Here is a 17,256-nt window from a genome sequence, read left to right as displayed (position 1 = left end):
GCCCGTGACCATCGCCCTGCGTTATGCCGCGCGCTCCGACGTGGGTCTCGTGCGCTCCAACAACCAGGACTCCGCGTACGCCGGCCCGCACCTGCTGCTCGTCGCGGACGGCATGGGCGGTCACGCCGGCGGGGACATCGCGTCCTCGCTCACCGTCGCGTCCCTCGCGCCGCTCGACGGCGAGGCGTTCGGCTCCCACGAGATCCTCGAGCGGCTCGGGGAAGCCATCGAGGAAGCCCGCCTGGAGCTCGTGCGCCGGTCCCGCGAGGACGCCGAGCTCGGCGGCATGGGGACCACGGTCACCGCACTCCTGCGCTCGGGCAACAAGCTCGCGATGGCACACATGGGCGACTCCCGGGCCTACGTGCTCCGGGACGGCCGGCTCAGCCAGGTGACGAAGGACCACACGTTCGTCCAGCACCTCGTCGACACGGGCAAGATCACCCCGGAGGAGGCCGAGCACCACCCGCAGCGCTCCGTCGTCATGCGGGTCCTCGGTGATTTCGACCTCGACCTCAACCCCGACCTGTCGGTCCGCGAGGCGCGCGTCGGCGACCGCTGGCTGCTGTGCTCCGACGGCCTCAGCGGGTTCGTCAGCCTCGAGACCCTCGAACGCACGCTCCACGACATCGACGACATCGACGAGTGCGCCGAGCGCCTCATCCAGCTGGCGCTGCGCGCCGGAGGCTCCGACAACATCACGTGCATCGTCGCGGACGTCCTCGACCTCGACGACCTCCCCGACGGCGCCGGCCCCTACTCGGGCGTGCAGGTCGTCGGGTCGGTCGCCGTGAGCCGGGATGCCCCGACCGTCGCCGCGGACGGTCCGGCCGCCCGCGCCGCCGCCCTCCTCGCCGACGCACGAGCCCGCGTCGAGGCCCTGGCCGACGCGACGACCGCGGAGGGCCGGCCGTCCCACGACGACGACGCGCCGGACGACCTCGCACCGATGGCGTCGGACCCTCCGGACGACGCGGACGATGAGGTCCCCGGACCCCGACCTGGCCGCCGCGCGCGCCGCCGCGCCGCACGCGCCGAGCGCGCCCGCGCACGCAAGGAGGCGGACGAGGCCAAGGCAGACGAGGAGCCCCGCCGCCGCTGGGTCCGCACCCTCCTCGTCGTCGTGCTCCTCGTCGCCCTCCTCGGCGCCGGGGGCTGGTGGGGCTACCGCTGGACACAGACGCAGTACTACGTCGGCGCGCAGGACGGGAAGGTCGCGATCTTCCGAGGCATCCCGCAGAGCGCCGGACCGCTGCACCTCTCGTCCGTCGTCGAGGTCTCGGACCTGCGCGTCAGCGAGCTCGAGGGCTTCGTCGCCCAGCAGGTCGAACGGACGTTGCGCGCCTCCTCGCTCGACGACGCCCGAGCACGCGTCGAGAACCTCGTCGAGGACGCGGAGGGCACGTCCTGATGGCGACGGTCGAGCCCAGCCGGGTCCGCGGTGGCCGCGCCAGCGAGCTCGGTCTCCTGCTCGTCGCGCTGCTCATCGGCGGCGGCGCGTACGCGCTCGTCAGCCTCTCGATGGAGGGCACCCTCCCGGCGAACTTCTACGTCCTCACCGGTGGCATGGCCGTCCTCGGACTCGGCCTCCACCTCGTCGTCCGGTGGCGCGCCCCGTACGCCGACCCGGTGCTGCTGCCCATCGCCCTCGCCCTCAACGGGCTGGGGCTCGCGATGATCCACCGCCTCGACCTCGCGGCCCAGCTCAAGGGCAACACCGCCGAGCTCGCCACGCGCCAGCTCGGCTGGACCGCCCTCGGCATGGTCGCCGCCGTCGCCGTCGTCTGGGTGCTGCGCGACCACCGGACGCTGCGCCGCTACACCTACACGGCGATGGTCGTCGGTCTCGTGCTCGTCGCGCTGCCGCTCGTCCCGGGGATCGGCACGCAGATCAACGGTGCCCGGATCTGGGTGGGGATCGGTCCGTTCTCCCTGCAGCCGGGGGAGTTCGCCAAGATCGCGTTCGCCGTGTTCTTCGCCGGATACCTCGTCACCAACCGGGACACCCTCACCCTCGCGGGCCCCAAGATCCTCGGCCTCCAGCTCCCCCGCATGAGGGACATGCTGCCGATCCTCCTCGTGTGGGGCGCCTCCCTCGTCGTCCTCGTCGCCGAACGCGACCTCGGTACGTCGCTGCTGTTCTTCGGTCTCTTCGTCGCGATGCTCTACATCGCGACGGAGCGGATCAGCTGGGTGATCATCGGTCTCACGCTGTTCGCCGGCGGGGCCCTCGCGGCCGCCCGGTACTTCAGCCACGTCCAGGGCCGCTTCAACGCCTGGCTCAACGCGATGGACCCCGACGTGTACGACCAGGCGTTCGGTGGCTCCGGGCAGCTCGTCCGCGGCCTGTTCGGGCTCGCGAACGGTGGGCTCTTCGGGACGGGCTGGGGCGACGGCCGACCCGACCTCGTCTCGTACGCCGAGTCCGACTTCATCATCACGTCCCTCGGTGAGGAGCTCGGCCTCACCGGTCTGCTCGCGATCCTCACCCTCTACCTCCTGCTCGTCGAGCGTGGCATGCGCATCGCGATCGGCACCCGTGACGGGTTCGGCAAGCTGCTCGCGGGCGGCCTCGCGTTCGTCATCGCCTGGCAGGTGTTCGTCGTCGTCGGCGGCGTCACCCGCGTCATCCCCCTCACCGGGCTCACCACGCCGTTCCTCGCCTACGGAGGATCGTCCCTCCTCGCCAACTGGATCATCGTCGCGCTGCTCGTCCGGATCTCCGACAACGCACGCCGCCCCACGCCGCTCCCGCTGCGCGGGGTGCCGGCAGCCCCGGCGCAGGACCGGCAGGACCCCGACGACGCCCCGGCCCGCCGGTACGACGAGGACGACGAGACCGAGATCGTCCGTCCCGGCGACCGCAGCCGGGGCGGATACGGTGACGGGGCCGACGAGCGCACCGAGATCATCGGGACGGTGGACCGGTGAACGTCCCCATCCGGCGCGTCGCCGTGGTCACGCTCGCGATGTTCCTCGTCCTCATGGTCGCGGCCACGTGGATCCAGTTCGTCCAGGCTCCGAGCCTCAACGCCGACGGGCGCAACGTGCGCACCCTCTACCGGGAGTACGGCACGGACCGCGGGCCCATCGTCATCGGCGGCGAGGCCGTGGCCGTCTCCACCCCGGTCGACGACGCCTTCGGGTACCAGCGCTCGTACCCCGACGGAGCGCTCTACGGGCACGTCACCGGCTACTACTCCGTCGTCTCTCCCGCGACGGGCATCGAGCGGTACGCCAACGACTACCTCAACGGCAGCTCGGACTCCCTGTGGTGGAGCCGCCTGCAGAACCTCATCTCCGGCGAGGACCCCCAGGGTTCCGCCGTCGAGCTGACGATCGTGCCCGCCATGCAGCAGGCCGCCTGGGACGCCCTCGGCGACCAGCGCGGCGCCGTCGTGGCCCTCGACCCCTCGACCGGGGCGATCCTCGCGATGGTCTCCAAGCCCAGCTATGACCCCAACCTCCTCGCCGTGCACAGCTCGAGCGAGGCGAGCGCGGCCTACTCGGCCCTCGAGGCGGACCCCGCCCACCCGCTCTACAACCGGACGATCGGCGGCGACACCTACCCGCCCGGGTCGACGTTCAAGCTCGTCACCGCCGCCGCTGCTCTCGAGACCGGCGCCGCGCAGCCCGACACCGAGATCGCGGCACCCACCGAGCTGCCCCTCCCGCAGTCGAGCTCGGTGCTCGGCAACTTCGGCGGGTCGGAGTGCTCGAGCACCGGGACGACGACCCTCGCCGACGCACTGCGGACCTCGTGCAACACGGCGTTCGGCCAGCTCGGCATCGACCTCGGTGACGACGTCCTCGCCGAGCAGGCCACCGCCTTCGGCTTCGAGACGGACCTGTCGGTCCCCATGCCCGTGACCCCCAGCCGCTTCCCGACGGGCGAGGACGGCATCAGCGAGGCCGAGACGGCGCTGGCCGCCATCGGTCAGGCGAGCGTCCGCACCACTCCGCTGCAGGTGGCGATGGTCTCCGCGGCGATCGCCAACGGGGGAGACCTCATGACCCCCTACCTCATCCAGCAGGTGCGCACCCCGGACCTCGACGTGGCGTTCCGCGCCGAGTCGTCCGTGCTCAGCACGCCGATCTCGAAGAGCACAGCGAACGCGCTGCGCGACATGATGGTCGGCGTCGTGCAGTCCGGGACGGGGACCTCCGCCCAGATCCAGGGGGTCCAGGTCGCCGGCAAGACGGGCACGGCCGAGCACGGTGCGGACAAGAGCCAGGCGCCGCACGCCTGGTTCACCGGGTTCGCCCCCGCCGACGACCCCCAGGTGGTCGTCGCCGTCGTCGTCGAGAACGGCGGGAACCTCGCCAACGAGGCCACCGGAGGTCGCGTCGCAGCACCGATCGCTCGCGCCGTGATGCAGGCGGGGATCGACCGATGAGGCCGGCAGCAGGGATCGCGCTCGGCGGCCGGTACCGCCTGGTCCGGCAGATCGCCGTCGGCGGGATGGGGGAGGTCTGGGTCGCGCACGACGAGTCGCTCGCCCGCGACGTCGCCGCGAAGGTCCTCCGCGAGGAGTTCGCCGGCAACGCCGACTTCCTCGAGCGGCTGCGCACCGAGGCCCGCAACAGCGCTGCGCTGTCCCACTCCGGGATCGCCCAGCTCTACGACTACGGGGAGCAGGAGGGCTCCGGCTACCTCGTCATGGAGCTCGTCGTCGGCGAGCCCATGTCCGACCTCCTCGAGCGCGAGCCGATCCTGCCCGTGCTGCGCCTGCTGTCCATCCTGTCCCAGACGTCTCGGGCGCTGCACGCCGCGCACGTCGCCGGGGTGGTGCACCGCGACGTCAAGCCCGGGAACATCCTGCTCGAGCGCACGGGCGAGGTGAAGATCACCGATTTCGGTGTGTCGCTCGCCGCGAACCAGGTGCCGATGACGGCCGCGGGCATGGTCATGGGCACGGCCCAGTACCTCTCCCCGGAGCAGGCCATCGGCAAGGCGGCCACAGGCGCCTCAGACCTGTACTCGCTCGGGATCGTCGCGTTCGAGTCGATCGTCGGCAACCGCCCCTTCACCGGCGCCACTCCGGTGGACATCGCCGTCGCACACGTCAACGAGCCCGTCCCTGAGCTGCCGCGATCGGTGCACCCCGGGCTCGCCGACCTCATCACAAGGATGCTCAGCAAGGACCCGCTCGACCGCCCGCGCAGCGGAGCGGTCCTCGCGCGGAGCTTCGACCTGCTCGCGGAAGAGATCGCGGCGGACCCGTGGGGCAGCGGCCTGCGTCGCGCAGGTGCGTCGTCGGGCTCCCCGCGCCGCGCGACGACCGCCTCCGAGCGCCGCGCCGTGCGGGCGCGCGCGGAGGAGATGCTCGCAGATCCCGCACGCAGCCCCGGCGCGCACCTCAAGGACGCGACCGCGACCCGGGAGCCCTCAGCCGTCACCCGCGCGGGGCAGCACGTGGAGCCACAGAACCCCGAGCTCCACCGCCACTCCAGCGAGCGGCGCGCCGCCGAGGGACGCCGCAGCACCGACGAGGACCGCCCGGCCATGCGGCCCCGGGGCGAGGCGGCCGGGCGCCGGACCGACACGCCAGCGACTCCCGTCCGGCCGACGGACCCGCCCACGCCCGTGCTGACCAAGGCGCCCGCAGGCAGGGGTGCACCGTCAACCGGAAGCCCGGTCCCGCCCCCACCACCGCCGCCACCCCCACCTCCGGCCGCGCAGTCGCACGGAACACGGGCAGCGGCCGCCGGACGCACATCCGCCGGCCGGAGCTCGACCGGGGGGAGTCCTGCTGCTAGGAGCTCGGCTGGTGGGAGCTCTGCTGGTGGGAGCTCTGCTGGTCAGCGGGCCGCCAGCCGGAACCCGGCGACTCGCGCCGACCGGAACCGCTCCTCGTCGGGTGCACGGTCCGGCGGCGCGACGCACCGCACCGCGACGCCGCACCGCACCTCCACGACGACGGGACGCCGGATCGGGTCGCTCGGCTGGCCCACCATCGCGCTCGCGCTCTTCCTCGTCGTCATCCTCCTCGCGACCCTCGTGCGAGCGATCGTCACGCGGGACGACGAGAACGCATCCGCACAGCACCCTGACAGCTCCTCCGCACAGCCATTCACCACGAGGACCGCCGTGGATGGGATGATCTACCCAGAGATGGCGCCGAACATGCTCGACGCCGCAGGACCGACAACACCTAAGGACGCGTAGTGGCTGACGACGCACCCCGTATTCTCGCGGGCCGTTACGAGGTCGGTGAGCTCATCGGCCGTGGGGGCATGGCCGAGGTTCACATCGGACACGACAACAGGCTCGGCCGTACCGTGGCGATCAAGATCCTGCGCTCGGACCTCGCACGCGACCCGTCCTTCCAGGCGCGGTTCCGCCGGGAGGCGCAGTCCGCGGCTGCGCTCAACCACCCCTCGATCGTCGCCGTCTACGACACCGGCGAGGACATGATGCAGGAGCACGGCGGCGCCATGGCGCACGTGCCCTTCATCGTCATGGAGTACGTCGAGGGGCACACCGTCCGCGAGATCCTGCGTGACGGCAACGCGGTGCCCATCGAGGAGGCCGTCGAGATCACCTCCGGGGTGCTCTCCGCGCTCGAGTACTCCCACCACGCCGGCATCGTCCACCGCGACATCAAGCCGGCGAACGTCATGCTCACCCCCACGGGTGCGGTGAAGGTCATGGACTTCGGCATCGCCCGGGCGCTGGCGGACTCCGCCGCGACCATGACGCAGACGCAGGCCGTCATCGGTACCGCGCAGTACCTCTCCCCGGAGCAGGCGCGCGGCGAGAGCGTCGACGCGCGCAGCGACCTGTACTCCACCGGGTGCCTGCTCTTCGAGCTGCTCACCGGTCGGCCGCCGTTCGTGGGGGACTCGCCCGTCTCGGTCGCGTACCAGCACGTCCGCGAGGCTCCGGTGAGTCCGAGCAGCATCGCCTCCGACGTCCCTGAGACGCTCGACCGCATCACGCTCAAGGCGCTCGCCAAGGAGCGCACGGCCCGGTACAGCAGCGCGGCGGAGTTCCGCTCCGACCTCGAGGCCGCTGTGCGGGGGACCGCGATCGCTGCCCCGTCGCTCGGCGTCGTCACCGCAGCAGCGGGGGCCGCAGGCGCTGGCACGACCCAGATCCTGGGTGCAGCCAACGGCGGACCTCCGACCCAGACGCAGATCGCTCCGGCATGGGCACCGGCCTCCGACTCGTCGAGCATCCTGCCACCTGACGAGGACGACGAGGACGACCACTCGCGGCGCAACAAGGGCCTCATCTGGGCCCTGGTAGCCATCGCTGTCATCGCGGTGGCCGCGATCGCCGCGATGCTCCTGCTGCGCGGTGATGGCGAGGAGCCCGCGATACCGACGATCGCCGTGCCGCAGCTCGCTGGCCTGACGATCGAGGAGGTGGAGGCCGCGCTGACCGACGCGGGCTTCACGACGGACCCCGACATCCTCTACGAGATGAGCGACACCGTCCCCGAGGGCCAGGCCGTCCGCAGCGAACCGAGCGCGGACAAGGAGGTTCCCGCGGACACCGAGGTGTCGGTGTGGATCTCCCAGGGACCTGACGCCAGCGCGATCCCGAACGTCGCCGGGCAGACCAGGACGGCGGCGATCGCCGCGCTGGAGGCGGCCGGCTTCAAGGTCGTCAACGGCGACCAGACGGAGGACGACCCGACCATCCCGAAGGACTCCGTGGTCCGGACGGACCCTGCGGCGGACACGGTCCACCCACGAGGCACCCAGGTGACGCTCTACGTCTCCTCCGGGATGGTGAACGTGCCTGACGTCTCCACCCTCCCGCTCGAGGAGGCCCGTGCGGCGCTCAACGCGCTCGGGCTGAACGTCAACACCGAGAAGGAGGAGAGCGACGCCCAGGAGCCCGGGACCGTGCTCCGCCAGGAACCCGCGGCAGGACGCCAGGCTCAGGGAGCCACCGTGGTGCTGTACGTCGCGGAAGCCCCGGAGATCCAGCAGGTCCCGATCCCCAACAGCCTCGTGAACGCCACCCAGGCGGATGCCGTGGCGACGCTCTCCCAGCTCGGGCTTGTCGCCAACGTCCAGCCCGGAACGGCCAACACCATGCCCGCCGGTCGCGTCGAGGCCACGGATCCCGGAGCGGGCGCCCTCGTCGACGTCGGGTCTGCCGTGACCGTCTACGTGTCGGACGGCACCAAGGCGGTTCCTGACGAGGACGAGGACGAGGGTGAGGGCACCCCACCCAGCCCGGGTGCGGGACCCGGCACGAACCCGGGGAACGGCAACGGGAACGGCCGGTCCGGCTAGCAGCCCCGTGTGATGAGCAGAGCCCCCGACGGTTGTCGTCGGGGGCTCTGCTGTGTCCGGTGCCAGGTCTCAGGACGCCGCTGGGCGGCAGATGCCGATACTGGAGGTCTCCGTGCTGGAGGTCTCCGTGCTGAGATGCCGGTGCTGGAGATGTCGGTGCTGGTGTCTCGGCGCCCGGCTCGCGGTCCTACCGGCGGATGAGCGGTGCCAGGCCCTCGGACCGCGCGACCGCATCCGTCGCCCCGCAGATCTCGAGCCAGTTCGCCAGGAGGCGGTGCCCGCCGTCGGTGAGCACCGACTCCGGGTGGAACTGCACGCCGTGCAGCGGGAGCTCGCGGTGCTGCAGGCCCATGATGATGCGCCCCGTCGGCGTCTGGACGTCTGCCGTGACCTCCAGCTCGGGCGGGACCGTGTCCGCGACGACCGCGAGAGAGTGGTACCGGGTGGCGGTGAACGGATGGGCGAGCCCCGCCAGCACCCCGCGGTCCGTGTGATCGACGGCGCTCGTCTTCCCGTGCATGAGCTCGGGGGCGTGGGTGACGGTGGCACCGAACGCCTCACCCAGCGCCTGGTGGCCGAGGCAGACGCCCAGGAGCGGTGTCGCGGTCCGCGCACAGTCCCGGATCACCTGGAGGCTCTGGCCGGCATCTGCGGGGGTCCCGGGCCCGGGGGAGACGAGGACCCCGTCGTACTGCGCCCGCTCGTCAGCGGACGGCACGGCGTCGTTGCGGACGACGACGGTCTGCGCCCCGAGCTGGTTGAGGTAGCCGACGATCGTGTAGACGAAGGAGTCGTAGTTGTCGACGACGAGGATCCGCGTCATGTCATTCCCCCACGGTCTGTTCGTTGAAGGGCATGTAGTCGGCGATCGCCGGGAAGACGATCTCGAAGCACAGGACGACGACGCCGACCGCCAGGGCGATCATGACGAGGGCACGGAACCAGAAGGGTCCGGGCAGCGCGCGCCAGAGGAGTCCGTACATCACAGTCCTTCCGCGGGGGGTTGCATCTCGGCCGGCGTACCCTGCGAGACGGGCATCCACCGCACGAGGGTTCCGTGCACGACGTACCGCTCCCGCGCCGAGAACATCGGGTGGCAGCTGGTGAGAGTGATGAAGCGTTCCGTGGGTTCGACCACGGGGTCGCCGGGGAGCGTTCCCGGGATCGCGGCGATGACCTCGACCTGGCTCGGCGTGACGACGCTCGACTCGGTCACCGCGTAGACGTACCACGTCTCCTCCGTCCGGACGATGATCGGGTCACCCGGCTGCAGGTCGGCGATGAGGTTGAACGGCTTCGCGTACGTGGTCCGGTGCGCCGCGAGCGAGAAGTTGCCGATCGCGCCCGGCAGGGCCGTCTCGGGGTAGTGCCCGGCGAACCCCGCGTCGAGGATCTTCTTCTTGCCCACGCCCTCGGCGATGTTCACGGAGTAGTCGGCACCGAAGCGCGGCACGTACATCGTCGCGAAGACGTCACCGTCGGCAGGTTGCGCGATGATCGGCGGATCCCCCTGGGGCGGGTCCTCCTCCTCGGTGACCACCTCCGTGGGCGGCGCCTCCCAGCCCAGGCTCGCCGTGACCTCGGCCTGCTTCCGGCCGGCCTGGACGTCTGTCCACCACAGCTGCCACACGAGGAAGAGAGCGACGAGCACACCGAGCGTGATGAGGAGCTCTCCGAGCACCCCGACGAGGCGCAGCCACATCGGGGGGCGCTGCTTCGTGCGGGTGCCACGACTCACTGATAGATGTCCGTTCCCTCGGGGACCTGCGCGTACGTGAGACTCGACGTCCCGGTGTAGGCGGGCATCGTCACGTCATCGATCTCGACGACCTCCCACCCGAGGCCGACCTCCTCGACGAAGTCGAGGTAGGCACCGACCGAGCGCGAGGCGTAGAGGGCGTCGACCATCTCCTGTTGATCACCGATCGCCACGACGTCGTACGGCGGGGAGTACACCCGCCCGTGCAGAGATAGTACGTTGCCCACACAGCGGAAGGCTGAGAGCGAGCTGACCCGTTGTCCCTCGAGCGTCATGGCCTCCGCGCCGCCGGCCCACAACGCGTTGATGATGCCCTCGAGGTCCTGCTGGTGCACGACGAGGTCGTCCGGCTTCCACTGCTGGGCTTGCAACCCGTCGGCGGGTGCGTCCTGCACGGTGACGCGCAGGCCTGGCCCGCGCACGGCGGTACGGCCCGTGAGGATCCCGGTGGGCACTGCCCGGTCCGGAGAGATCTGCGGCACTCCGGCGGTCGCTGCCTGCCCGAGGGTCTCGACCTCGGCCCGGAGCATCTCGACCTCGGCCAGGAGCTCGTCACCGCGGGCACTCTCCTGCTCGACGAGCTCGCGGAAGTTCTCGGGCTGCCTCTCGTCCTCACCGCCAGCGAGCCGGGCGTTGGCGGTGAACATGATGCCGGCGATGAACATCACGGAGGCGACGGAGAGTGTCGCTCTGAGTGGAGTCCTCCTGCCGTGCGACTGTCGCCCCATGTTCCCCACCGTGTGATGTGTCTGACGTGCGTCTGCCACTAGGCTAGACAAGAATACGTCCTCGCCCCATCGACAGGAGCCGGTTCCGTGCCCGAATCGAAGTCCCGCAAGAAGCCTGAGAAGGCGGCGGGGAAGACCGCGACGCCGAAGATCACGAAGACGACGACCGGCAACCCGGTGTGGCTCGTGCCGACGATGCTCACGCTGTTCATCGTGGGGATCCTGTGGGTCGTGATCTTCTACCTCACGTCCGGCGGCCTGCGGCTCCCGGTGCCGGCCATCGGGCAGTGGAACATCGCGGTCGGCTTCGCACTCATCCTCTCCGGCTTCATCCTCGCCACCCGCTGGAAGTAGCCGGTTCCGGCCGCACGGCCCGCCGGACACACGAACGCCCTGCTCGCCCCTCCGTGGAGGTGGCGAGCAGGGCGTTCGTCGTCTCGCCGCGTGAGGCTCCGCTGCGGGGTCCCGCTGAGGGGCCCCGCTGTGGGGCCCCCCTGTGGGGCACGGGCGGCAGGAGCGCCTGTGACGCAGGATCCACAGTGGATCCGCTTGTGCACAAGCTTGTCCCCAGCTGTGGATAACTACACCGGTGTGATTCTCCGTCGGTGCTGCCGTCCTGCGCAGGGTGCCCCGTGAGGCTCAGTCCTCGATGGTCACCGAGGTGATCGTGATGTCCTCGACCGGGCGGTCGCCCGGACGCGTGGGCGCGGCAGCGATCTTGTCGACGACAGCACGGCTGGCATCGTCGGCGACCTCGCCGAAGATCGTGTGCTTGCCCGTCAGCCAGGGCGTGGCCGCGACAGAGATGAAGAACTGCGACCCGTTGGTGCCCTCGGCCTCGCCCGTGACCGGGTTGCGTCGCGTCCCGGCGTTCGCCATCGCCAGGAGGTACGGCTTCGAGAAGGAGAGCTCGGGGTGGATCTCGTCGTTGAACTTGTAGCCGGGGTCGCCGGTCCCGGTCCCGAGCGGGCAGCCACCCTGGATCATGAAGCCGGAGATCACGCGGTGGAAGATCAGCCCGTCGTAGAACGGATCGTTGCGCTCAGCGCCCGTCTTGGGGTCGGTCCAGGCCTTCGTGCCGGTCGCGAGACCCGTGAAGTTCTCGACCGTCTTCGGCGTCTGGAAGGGGAACAGCTCGATACGGATGTCACCAGCGGTGGTGTGCAGGGTTGCGAACATTCCGTCATTCTTCCACGGGCACCGCCGGCCTGCGGGCCCGTACACAGACAAGATCGGTGCGGACCTGGTGCAGAAGTGGCAGAGTGGGCGCAGGTGTATGCCCCTCGAACCATGGGAGTACGGATGTCGGACGGTATGAAGAAGCTCGCGCGCGGTGCTGGAGACAAGATCGACGCCGAGAAGCTCAAGAACCAGGCGGCCGAGGTCGCCGCAGCTGTCACGGTCGGAGCGCACCACGCGGCGGACGCCGCGGGGATGCTCGCCGGCCAGGCCAAGGGCGCTGCCGTGCACGCGAAGGACTGGGGGGCGCCCAAGGTGGACGCCGTCGTCGACTGGGCCACCCCGCGCATCGAGCAGGCCTGGAACGAGACCCTCAAGGCCACCGCACCCCGCGTCGAGCGGGTAGCGGAGAAGGCCGCGCCCGTCATCGACTCCGCGCACGAGCGCTTCGTCGACGAGATCGTCCCGAAGGTCGTGGCGGCCATCAACGCTGCTGCCGAGAGGTCCGCCTCGGCGACCGTGCGCGGGGTGGAGGTCGCCGGAGCGAAGACGACCTCTGGCGCGACGCACCTGGCGAACTCCCTGGCGGCTGCCTCCCAGAAGGGTCCGCTCAAGCTCGCCGAGGCGGCCAAGCTCGCGGAGAAGCAGCACAAGAAGTCCGGCAAGGCGTGGTGGATCGTCGGCGGCGTGGCCGCCGCTGGTGGCGCGTACGTCCTGTGGAAGCGGTCGCAGCCCACGACGGACCCGTGGGCCGAGCCGTGGGAGAAGGTCGACGCGAGCGTGTTCGACGAGGCCGTCGACGACGCCAAGGGCGCCGTGGGTGACGCCGCAGAGGCCGTCGGGGAGGCCGCTGGCGCGGCCGTCGCAAAGAGCCGCGAGGTCTCCGGGAAGGTCGCCGGGTCTGTCGAGGACATCTCGGAGAAGGTCTCGGACAAGATCTCCGGCGCCAAGGCCACCGCGAAGAAGGCCACGACCCGACCGCGCACGAAGAAGTCGGACACCCCGGCGGCGACGGGCATCGACCCCGACATCGCCTCCAGCGAGAGCGTCTCGGCGGAGCTCGCCACGGACGACGTCGCGACTCCGCTCGTCGACGCACCCGCAGACATCCTCACCTCCGGCGACGCACCCAAGCACAAGGCCGACGAGGCCGTCGTCACGGAGGCTGGTGCCGTCCTCGAGTCCGACGTCGTCGGTGAGGACGTCGCCCCCGACAGCAGCGACAGCAGCGACACGAAGTAGGGCTGCTCAGCTCGTTCCAACGAAGGGTCCGGCCGCGGTGTGGTCGGGCCCTTCGTCATGTCCGGGAGGGGATCCGACCGATGATCACCTCTTCCAGGTAGTCCCACTCGTTGTGCGCCTTGACGATCACATTCATTACTTCACCTCGTTCTGGTATCCACGAACTTGCAGTTCGAACATTTCGGCGTAGCGTCCGCCGATTTCCATCAACTCCTTGTGCGTCCCCCGCTCGATGATTGTGCCCTCGTGCATAACAAGAATCTGATCGGCAGTCGAAACGGTCGAGAACCGGTGCGAGACGATCACGGTGACGGCCCCATTGTGGATCCCGAGCCGCGCACTGCGGCTCGCGTACCGTTCGAAAACAGCCTGTTCGCTCAGCGCGTCGAGGGAGGCGGTGGGCTCATCCAAGATCAGAAGGACTGGCGCTTCTCGCATCGAGGACCGTGCGATCGCAGTGCACTGCCATTGCCCCTCAGACAGCTCCACGCCGCCAAGATCTTTGCCGAGTTGAGTAAGGACGCCGCCAGGAAGGTTCGCAACTATCCCCGAGGCGCCCGCCGCCTCGATCGCGGAGGCTATCCGGTCCTCGTCATGGAAGGCCGTGAGGTCACCGACCGCGACTCCGGTGCGGTAGTCCACCTCGAATCGGCCGAAGTCCTGGAATGTTGCCGCAATGCTCTGCCGGAATCCGGCCATCGCGATGCCAGCGACATCCTCGCCGTCCACAGTGATGTGTCCTTCGTCGGGATCGTAGAAACGGCACAGCAACTTCACGAGCGTGGACTTTCCGGACCCGTATTCCCCAACGATCGCCGTAACAGTCCCTGCAGGGAAGCGTGCATCAACGTTGCTCACGGCGGGCATCGTCGTGCCCGGATATGAGTAGGTGAGTCCCTCGACGACGACGCCCTCGTCGAGCCGTGATGGCATCGGCGTCGTTCCTTCCCGTTGGTGCCGCTGCTCGGTCACGTAGTCCTGCAACCAGAGGTACGGCTCGACGTAGCGGCGGGTACCTGCCGTGTCTGTCGCGGTCGTGACAACGGCCTGGGCGCTCTGCTGAAGGGTCGCGGCGATCGTCACAGTCAGCACGAGGTCGCCGATGGTTCCCACCCCGGTTTCGACCTGCCGGACGACGAGCATGAGGGCGCAGGTCAACGCGAGGGTGAAGACTGTCCAGCCGGCGAACCGCCAGGCACCTGCGGAAAGCCTCGCCTTCACACGCTGGGACACAGCTTGATCCCACGCTTCAGCCTGCGCGCTCGCTACCCAGCGAGCGTTGCCATACAGGCGCAGTTCCTTACCGCTGGCTGGGCGGACCTGCAGGTCGAACAGATCTTGCTGTAGGCGGTAGTTCTCCGCGCTGCGCACCTCCGCCCTCGCGACCGCGGCTTGGCCGCGCGCATCTGTCCAGATCGGGACGAAGGCGAAGGCGAGCAGCGAGAGCATCCACGGACTGACCGACCCGAGCAGTGAAACGGTCACGACCAGCTTGCCGATGCCGCATGCCGTCGCCACGACACCCCAACAACCCCGCATCAATGAGCCGGCCGCACCGCGCACGACCGTCACGCGATCCAAGTAGTCCTGGCGCTCCAAGTGCTCCAGGCCATCGATACCAGCGATGGCGACGTGGATGCGCGGGTTCAGCTCCAGCCGTCCCACACGGTCCGCCACCGTGCCGACCAGATTGAACAGCATGTCGCGGGCCACCATCGTCAGTGCGAATGCAACGGCTACGCCGACGGCCAGGAGACCGGCGGCTTCCGCCCTGCCCGTGACGGTTGTGTCGACGAGGTGTCGCGTGGCAATCGCATACCCAGCCACGATGAAGACGTCCAACACGCTGACGGTCAAGGTCGCCATGGTTAAGGCCGGGGCGCCACGGAAGGACAAACCCATCAGGCTAAGCCAGAGTCGGCAGTATCGCTTCACTCGGCACCTCCGCCTGTACTAGTCAGGTCATTCTCGAAGCGTGCCGCCTGCGTGTGGAACATTTCGGCGTATCTGCCATCCAGTGCCATCAGAGCTTCATGGTTACCGGACTCGGCGATTGAACCGTGCTGCAGCAGAACGATTCGGTCGGCTCCGCGGACGGATGCAAGTCGATGAGTGATGAGCAAGCTCGCTGTCGTCCCTCGCAGGTCCGCGAGGCGCTCGTAGATCTCAGCCTCGGTGCGGACGTCGAGGTGCGCGGTTGGTTCGTCGAGGACAAGGATTCCTGCTCCGCGCTCGACCGCTAGCCATGCTCTGGCGAGCGCCACGTGCTGCCACTGGCCACCCGACAGGTCAACCCCGCCGTCCCGCGACCGGGACAGCGGCGTCCGCGAGCCGTCCGGAAGCCGGCCAATGACCCGTCCGATGCCTGTCTTACTCTCAGTCCGCTCGAAAGCCCCGCCGGAGGCATCACGCCCAAGTTGCACATTGTCTGCCAGGGAGAGCGGGTAATGGACGAAGTCCTGGAAGATCACGGCGAGGTGTGCCCGCCACGTCTCCTGGTCGAGGTCGCGCAGATCGACGCCGTTCACAAGAATGCGTCCCGACGTCGGCCGGTACAGTCCGCAGAGGAGCTTGACTAGCGTCGACTTTCCTGAGCCATTGAGGCCCACGATCGCGAGATTCTCTCCAACCCGGACAGTCAGGTCCAGACCGTCCAGGACCAGGCGTTCGGTACCCGGATATCGGAAACTCACCCGCTCGAACGTCACTTCCGGCGTCACGCCCGAGGCTCCCGAGGAGAAGGGATCGTCCGAGCCCGCGTGCACACCGTCGGCATCGGTTGGGCTCAAGCGGTCGGCGAGCTTCGCAGTGGTCGTCAGGATCGCGTCTCCTCCGGCGATGCGGTGGGCCGCGCCGCTCGCGCCAAGCAGCCCGAACACGGCTGTGCCCGCCGTGAGGACCGCGGCCTGCGCGGCGAGCGAGCCGCTGCCGTCTGCCGCCGCGACGGTGACAAGAAGCAGTGCGGGCGCCAGTCCGGCGACAACGAGAAGCAACTGGCTCCACTCGTCGATGACCAGGCGATTGAGGTATCGCCATAGCGGCGTGTTCGCCTCGCGGATGTGGCGCTGCATCCGGTCAGTCATCCACTGCGCGAGCCCGAGGACCCGAGTCTCCTTTCCCGCTCCGGGGTCGACAGTCGCGCGACGCCAGATATCGGCGTGCATCTCGCCGGAAACCGCAGCTTGCCAGTGTGTGGTGATGACAACTGCCTGCTGGTTGCGCAGGTACCGATTGAGGGTCGCGGGTACGAGCACGACAAGTGGCAGCCACCAGTAGCTGATAGCGAGCACCACAGCCGCGCCAAGCACACCGAGCAAGTTGGCGAGCGCTCGCACCTGGCCGAGCGCACCCTGGCCGGGGGTCCGGTCAAAGCCCATGCGCGGGTCGGCCTCGACCTCTCGGAGCATCCGCTGCGTGTCGGGGTCTTCGACCAGGTCGAGGGTCGGCGCCTCAGCGACCATCATGGCGATCCGTGTCCGGTGGGCACGGTCCACCCGGCTCACGGCAAGATACTCCAACGGTCCGACGAGCGACTCTGCGAGGTAGCCGAGTAGATAGACGGCTCCAAGCCCGAGGAGAGGGAGCAGCAGGGAGAACGACAGGCCAGCTGGTCCGCCGGCTTGCGCACCGGTGGGCGACTCGACCGCGCGAACCAGGAGCCCAAGTGTGACTGCGATGCCCGAGGGCATCAGTGCCGCGACGACCAGCAGCGACACCACTGCCGTGATCAACCCTGCACGCACGTCGGACAGGAGCCGCAGTAGTCGCACGGCCCGCCGCACGTAGAGGGTCACCTTGCTGAACCTCTGAGGAGGTACCCCAGCTCCAGCCCGGTCGCCCCGTATCCACCGACAAGCACCTCGTACCATGCCCGGAATGTCGATAGTTCCCGGCCGCTCGCCAGGTGTTCGACAGGCACTCCTGTCCCGTCGATTCGCTCCAGCAAACTGGAACGCAGGCCGAGCTCGATGACCTGGGCGAGGAACATCCCATGCACCGGTTCCAGTGCCTTGGCAAGCCGCAGCTCGATGTCCTCCATAGGTGCTCCTCGTGCTTAGGTCCATCGTGGTGTCTAGGTCCGTACGTTGCTAGGAC

Annotated in this window: 15 protein-coding genes; 7 read left to right on the top strand and 8 right to left on the bottom strand. The window is 69.4% G+C overall.

Annotation, left to right across the window (positions count from 1 at the left end):
- Window positions 1–4 precede the first annotated feature (4 nt).
- Genes AC54T1_RS03035 through pknB form a run of 5 tightly spaced genes read left to right on the top strand, consistent with a single transcriptional unit; the run spans window position 5 to window position 8,253 of the window.
- Complete coding sequence (locus AC54T1_RS03035; protein WP_484343858.1) at window positions 5–1,411, top strand: PP2C family protein-serine/threonine phosphatase; 1,407 nt, start codon at window positions 5–7, stop codon at window positions 1,409–1,411.
- Window positions 1,411–2,931 (top strand): FtsW/RodA/SpoVE family cell cycle protein, encoded by a 1,521-nt coding sequence (locus AC54T1_RS03030; protein ID WP_484343857.1) that lies wholly within the window; start codon window positions 1,411–1,413, stop codon window positions 2,929–2,931. Before AC54T1_RS03035 ends, AC54T1_RS03030 begins: the two co-directional genes overlap by 1 nt.
- Window positions 2,928–4,397: a peptidoglycan D,D-transpeptidase FtsI family protein gene (locus tag AC54T1_RS03025; protein WP_484343856.1), complete on the top strand. Its 1,470-nt coding sequence runs from the start codon at window positions 2,928–2,930 to the stop codon at window positions 4,395–4,397. Before AC54T1_RS03030 ends, AC54T1_RS03025 begins: the two co-directional genes overlap by 4 nt.
- The gene (locus AC54T1_RS03020; RefSeq protein ID WP_484343855.1) at window positions 4,394–6,169 is read left to right on the top strand and encodes a serine/threonine-protein kinase; all 1,776 of its coding nucleotides are present in this window, start codon (window positions 4,394–4,396) and stop codon (window positions 6,167–6,169) included. The genes AC54T1_RS03025 and AC54T1_RS03020 overlap by 4 nt, the downstream gene beginning before the upstream one ends.
- Entirely contained in the window at window positions 6,169–8,253 is a 2,085-nt protein-coding gene (gene pknB / locus AC54T1_RS03015) for a Stk1 family PASTA domain-containing Ser/Thr kinase (RefSeq protein WP_484343854.1), read from the top strand. The genes AC54T1_RS03020 and pknB overlap by 1 nt, the downstream gene beginning before the upstream one ends.
- A gap of 187 nt (window positions 8,254–8,440) precedes the next feature.
- On the opposite strand, the gene AC54T1_RS03010 is transcribed toward pknB, so the two are convergent.
- From AC54T1_RS03010 to AC54T1_RS02995, 4 genes are read right to left on the bottom strand one after another with little or no spacing between them, the layout of a single operon-like run.
- Window positions 8,441–9,076 carry an aminodeoxychorismate/anthranilate synthase component II gene (locus AC54T1_RS03010; protein WP_484343853.1) on the bottom strand — a complete coding sequence of 212 codons (636 nt, stop codon included), beginning with the start codon at window positions 9,074–9,076 and terminating at the stop codon, window positions 8,441–8,443.
- Between the two features lies 1 nt (window position 9,077).
- Complete coding sequence (locus AC54T1_RS03005; RefSeq protein ID WP_484343852.1) at window positions 9,078–9,236, bottom strand: hypothetical protein; 159 nt, start codon at window positions 9,234–9,236, stop codon at window positions 9,078–9,080.
- A complete protein-coding gene (locus AC54T1_RS03000) occupies window positions 9,236–9,991 on the bottom strand; it encodes a class E sortase (protein WP_484343851.1) in 756 nt (251 codons plus the stop codon). The genes AC54T1_RS03005 and AC54T1_RS03000 overlap by 1 nt, the downstream gene beginning before the upstream one ends.
- Window positions 9,988–10,677 carry a DUF881 domain-containing protein gene (locus tag AC54T1_RS02995; protein ID WP_484343850.1) on the bottom strand — a complete coding sequence of 230 codons (690 nt, stop codon included), beginning with the start codon at window positions 10,675–10,677 and terminating at the stop codon, window positions 9,988–9,990. The genes AC54T1_RS03000 and AC54T1_RS02995 overlap by 4 nt, the downstream gene beginning before the upstream one ends.
- A 150-nt stretch (window positions 10,678–10,827) precedes the next feature.
- Here AC54T1_RS02995 and AC54T1_RS02990 point away from each other — a divergent pair, with 150 nt between their 5' ends.
- Window positions 10,828–11,094, top strand: coding sequence for a cell division protein CrgA (locus AC54T1_RS02990; protein WP_484343849.1), 267 nt, complete (start codon window positions 10,828–10,830; stop codon window positions 11,092–11,094).
- Between the two features lie 285 nt (window positions 11,095–11,379).
- Here the strand turns inward: AC54T1_RS02990 and AC54T1_RS02985 are convergent, their stop codons facing one another.
- Window positions 11,380–11,919, bottom strand: a complete 540-nt coding sequence (locus tag AC54T1_RS02985) for a peptidylprolyl isomerase (RefSeq protein WP_484343848.1) — start codon at window positions 11,917–11,919, stop codon at window positions 11,380–11,382.
- 123 nt (window positions 11,920–12,042) lie between these two features.
- Here AC54T1_RS02985 and AC54T1_RS02980 point away from each other — a divergent pair, with 123 nt between their 5' ends.
- Window positions 12,043–13,161, top strand: a complete 1,119-nt coding sequence (locus tag AC54T1_RS02980; RefSeq protein ID WP_484343847.1) for a hypothetical protein — start codon at window positions 12,043–12,045, stop codon at window positions 13,159–13,161.
- A gap of 135 nt (window positions 13,162–13,296) precedes the next feature.
- On the opposite strand, the gene AC54T1_RS02975 is transcribed toward AC54T1_RS02980, so the two are convergent.
- From AC54T1_RS02975 to AC54T1_RS02965, 3 genes are read right to left on the bottom strand one after another with little or no spacing between them, the layout of a single operon-like run.
- Entirely contained in the window at window positions 13,297–15,063 is a 1,767-nt protein-coding gene (locus AC54T1_RS02975; protein WP_496910976.1) for an ABC transporter ATP-binding protein, read from the bottom strand.
- Window positions 15,064–15,092: 29 nt separating this feature from the next.
- The gene (locus AC54T1_RS02970; protein WP_496910975.1) at window positions 15,093–16,955 is read right to left on the bottom strand and encodes an ABC transporter ATP-binding protein; all 1,863 of its coding nucleotides are present in this window, start codon (window positions 16,953–16,955) and stop codon (window positions 15,093–15,095) included.
- Window positions 16,952–17,200, bottom strand: a complete 249-nt coding sequence (locus tag AC54T1_RS02965) for a hypothetical protein (protein WP_496910974.1) — start codon at window positions 17,198–17,200, stop codon at window positions 16,952–16,954. The genes AC54T1_RS02970 and AC54T1_RS02965 overlap by 4 nt, the downstream gene beginning before the upstream one ends.
- Between the last annotated feature and the right edge of the window lie 56 nt (window positions 17,201–17,256).

This window comes from Sanguibacter sp. Z41_6 (assembly GCF_059621145.1).
Note: the sequence above shows the minus strand (reverse complement) of the source record. Positions and strands in the feature narration are given on the sequence as shown.

Coding starts and splice junctions, on each gene's coding strand:
- AC54T1_RS02995 (WP_484343850.1), bottom strand. CDS start 10,677: ATGTTCATCGCCGGCATCATGTTCACCGCCAACGCCCGGCTCGCTGGC.
- AC54T1_RS02985 (WP_484343848.1), bottom strand. CDS start 11,919: ATGTTCGCAACCCTGCACACCACCGCTGGTGACATCCGTATCGAGCTG.
- AC54T1_RS03030 (WP_484343857.1), top strand. CDS start 1,411: ATGGCGACGGTCGAGCCCAGCCGGGTCCGCGGTGGCCGCGCCAGCGAG.
- AC54T1_RS02965 (WP_496910974.1), bottom strand. CDS start 17,200: ATGGAGGACATCGAGCTGCGGCTTGCCAAGGCACTGGAACCGGTGCAT.
- AC54T1_RS03010 (WP_484343853.1), bottom strand. CDS start 9,076: ATGACGCGGATCCTCGTCGTCGACAACTACGACTCCTTCGTCTACACG.
- AC54T1_RS02975 (WP_496910976.1), bottom strand. CDS start 15,063: ATGGGTTTGTCCTTCCGTGGCGCCCCGGCCTTAACCATGGCGACCTTG.
- AC54T1_RS03005 (WP_484343852.1), bottom strand. CDS start 9,236: ATGTACGGACTCCTCTGGCGCGCGCTGCCCGGACCCTTCTGGTTCCGT.
- AC54T1_RS02980 (WP_484343847.1), top strand. CDS start 12,043: ATGTCGGACGGTATGAAGAAGCTCGCGCGCGGTGCTGGAGACAAGATC.
- AC54T1_RS03020 (WP_484343855.1), top strand. CDS start 4,394: ATGAGGCCGGCAGCAGGGATCGCGCTCGGCGGCCGGTACCGCCTGGTC.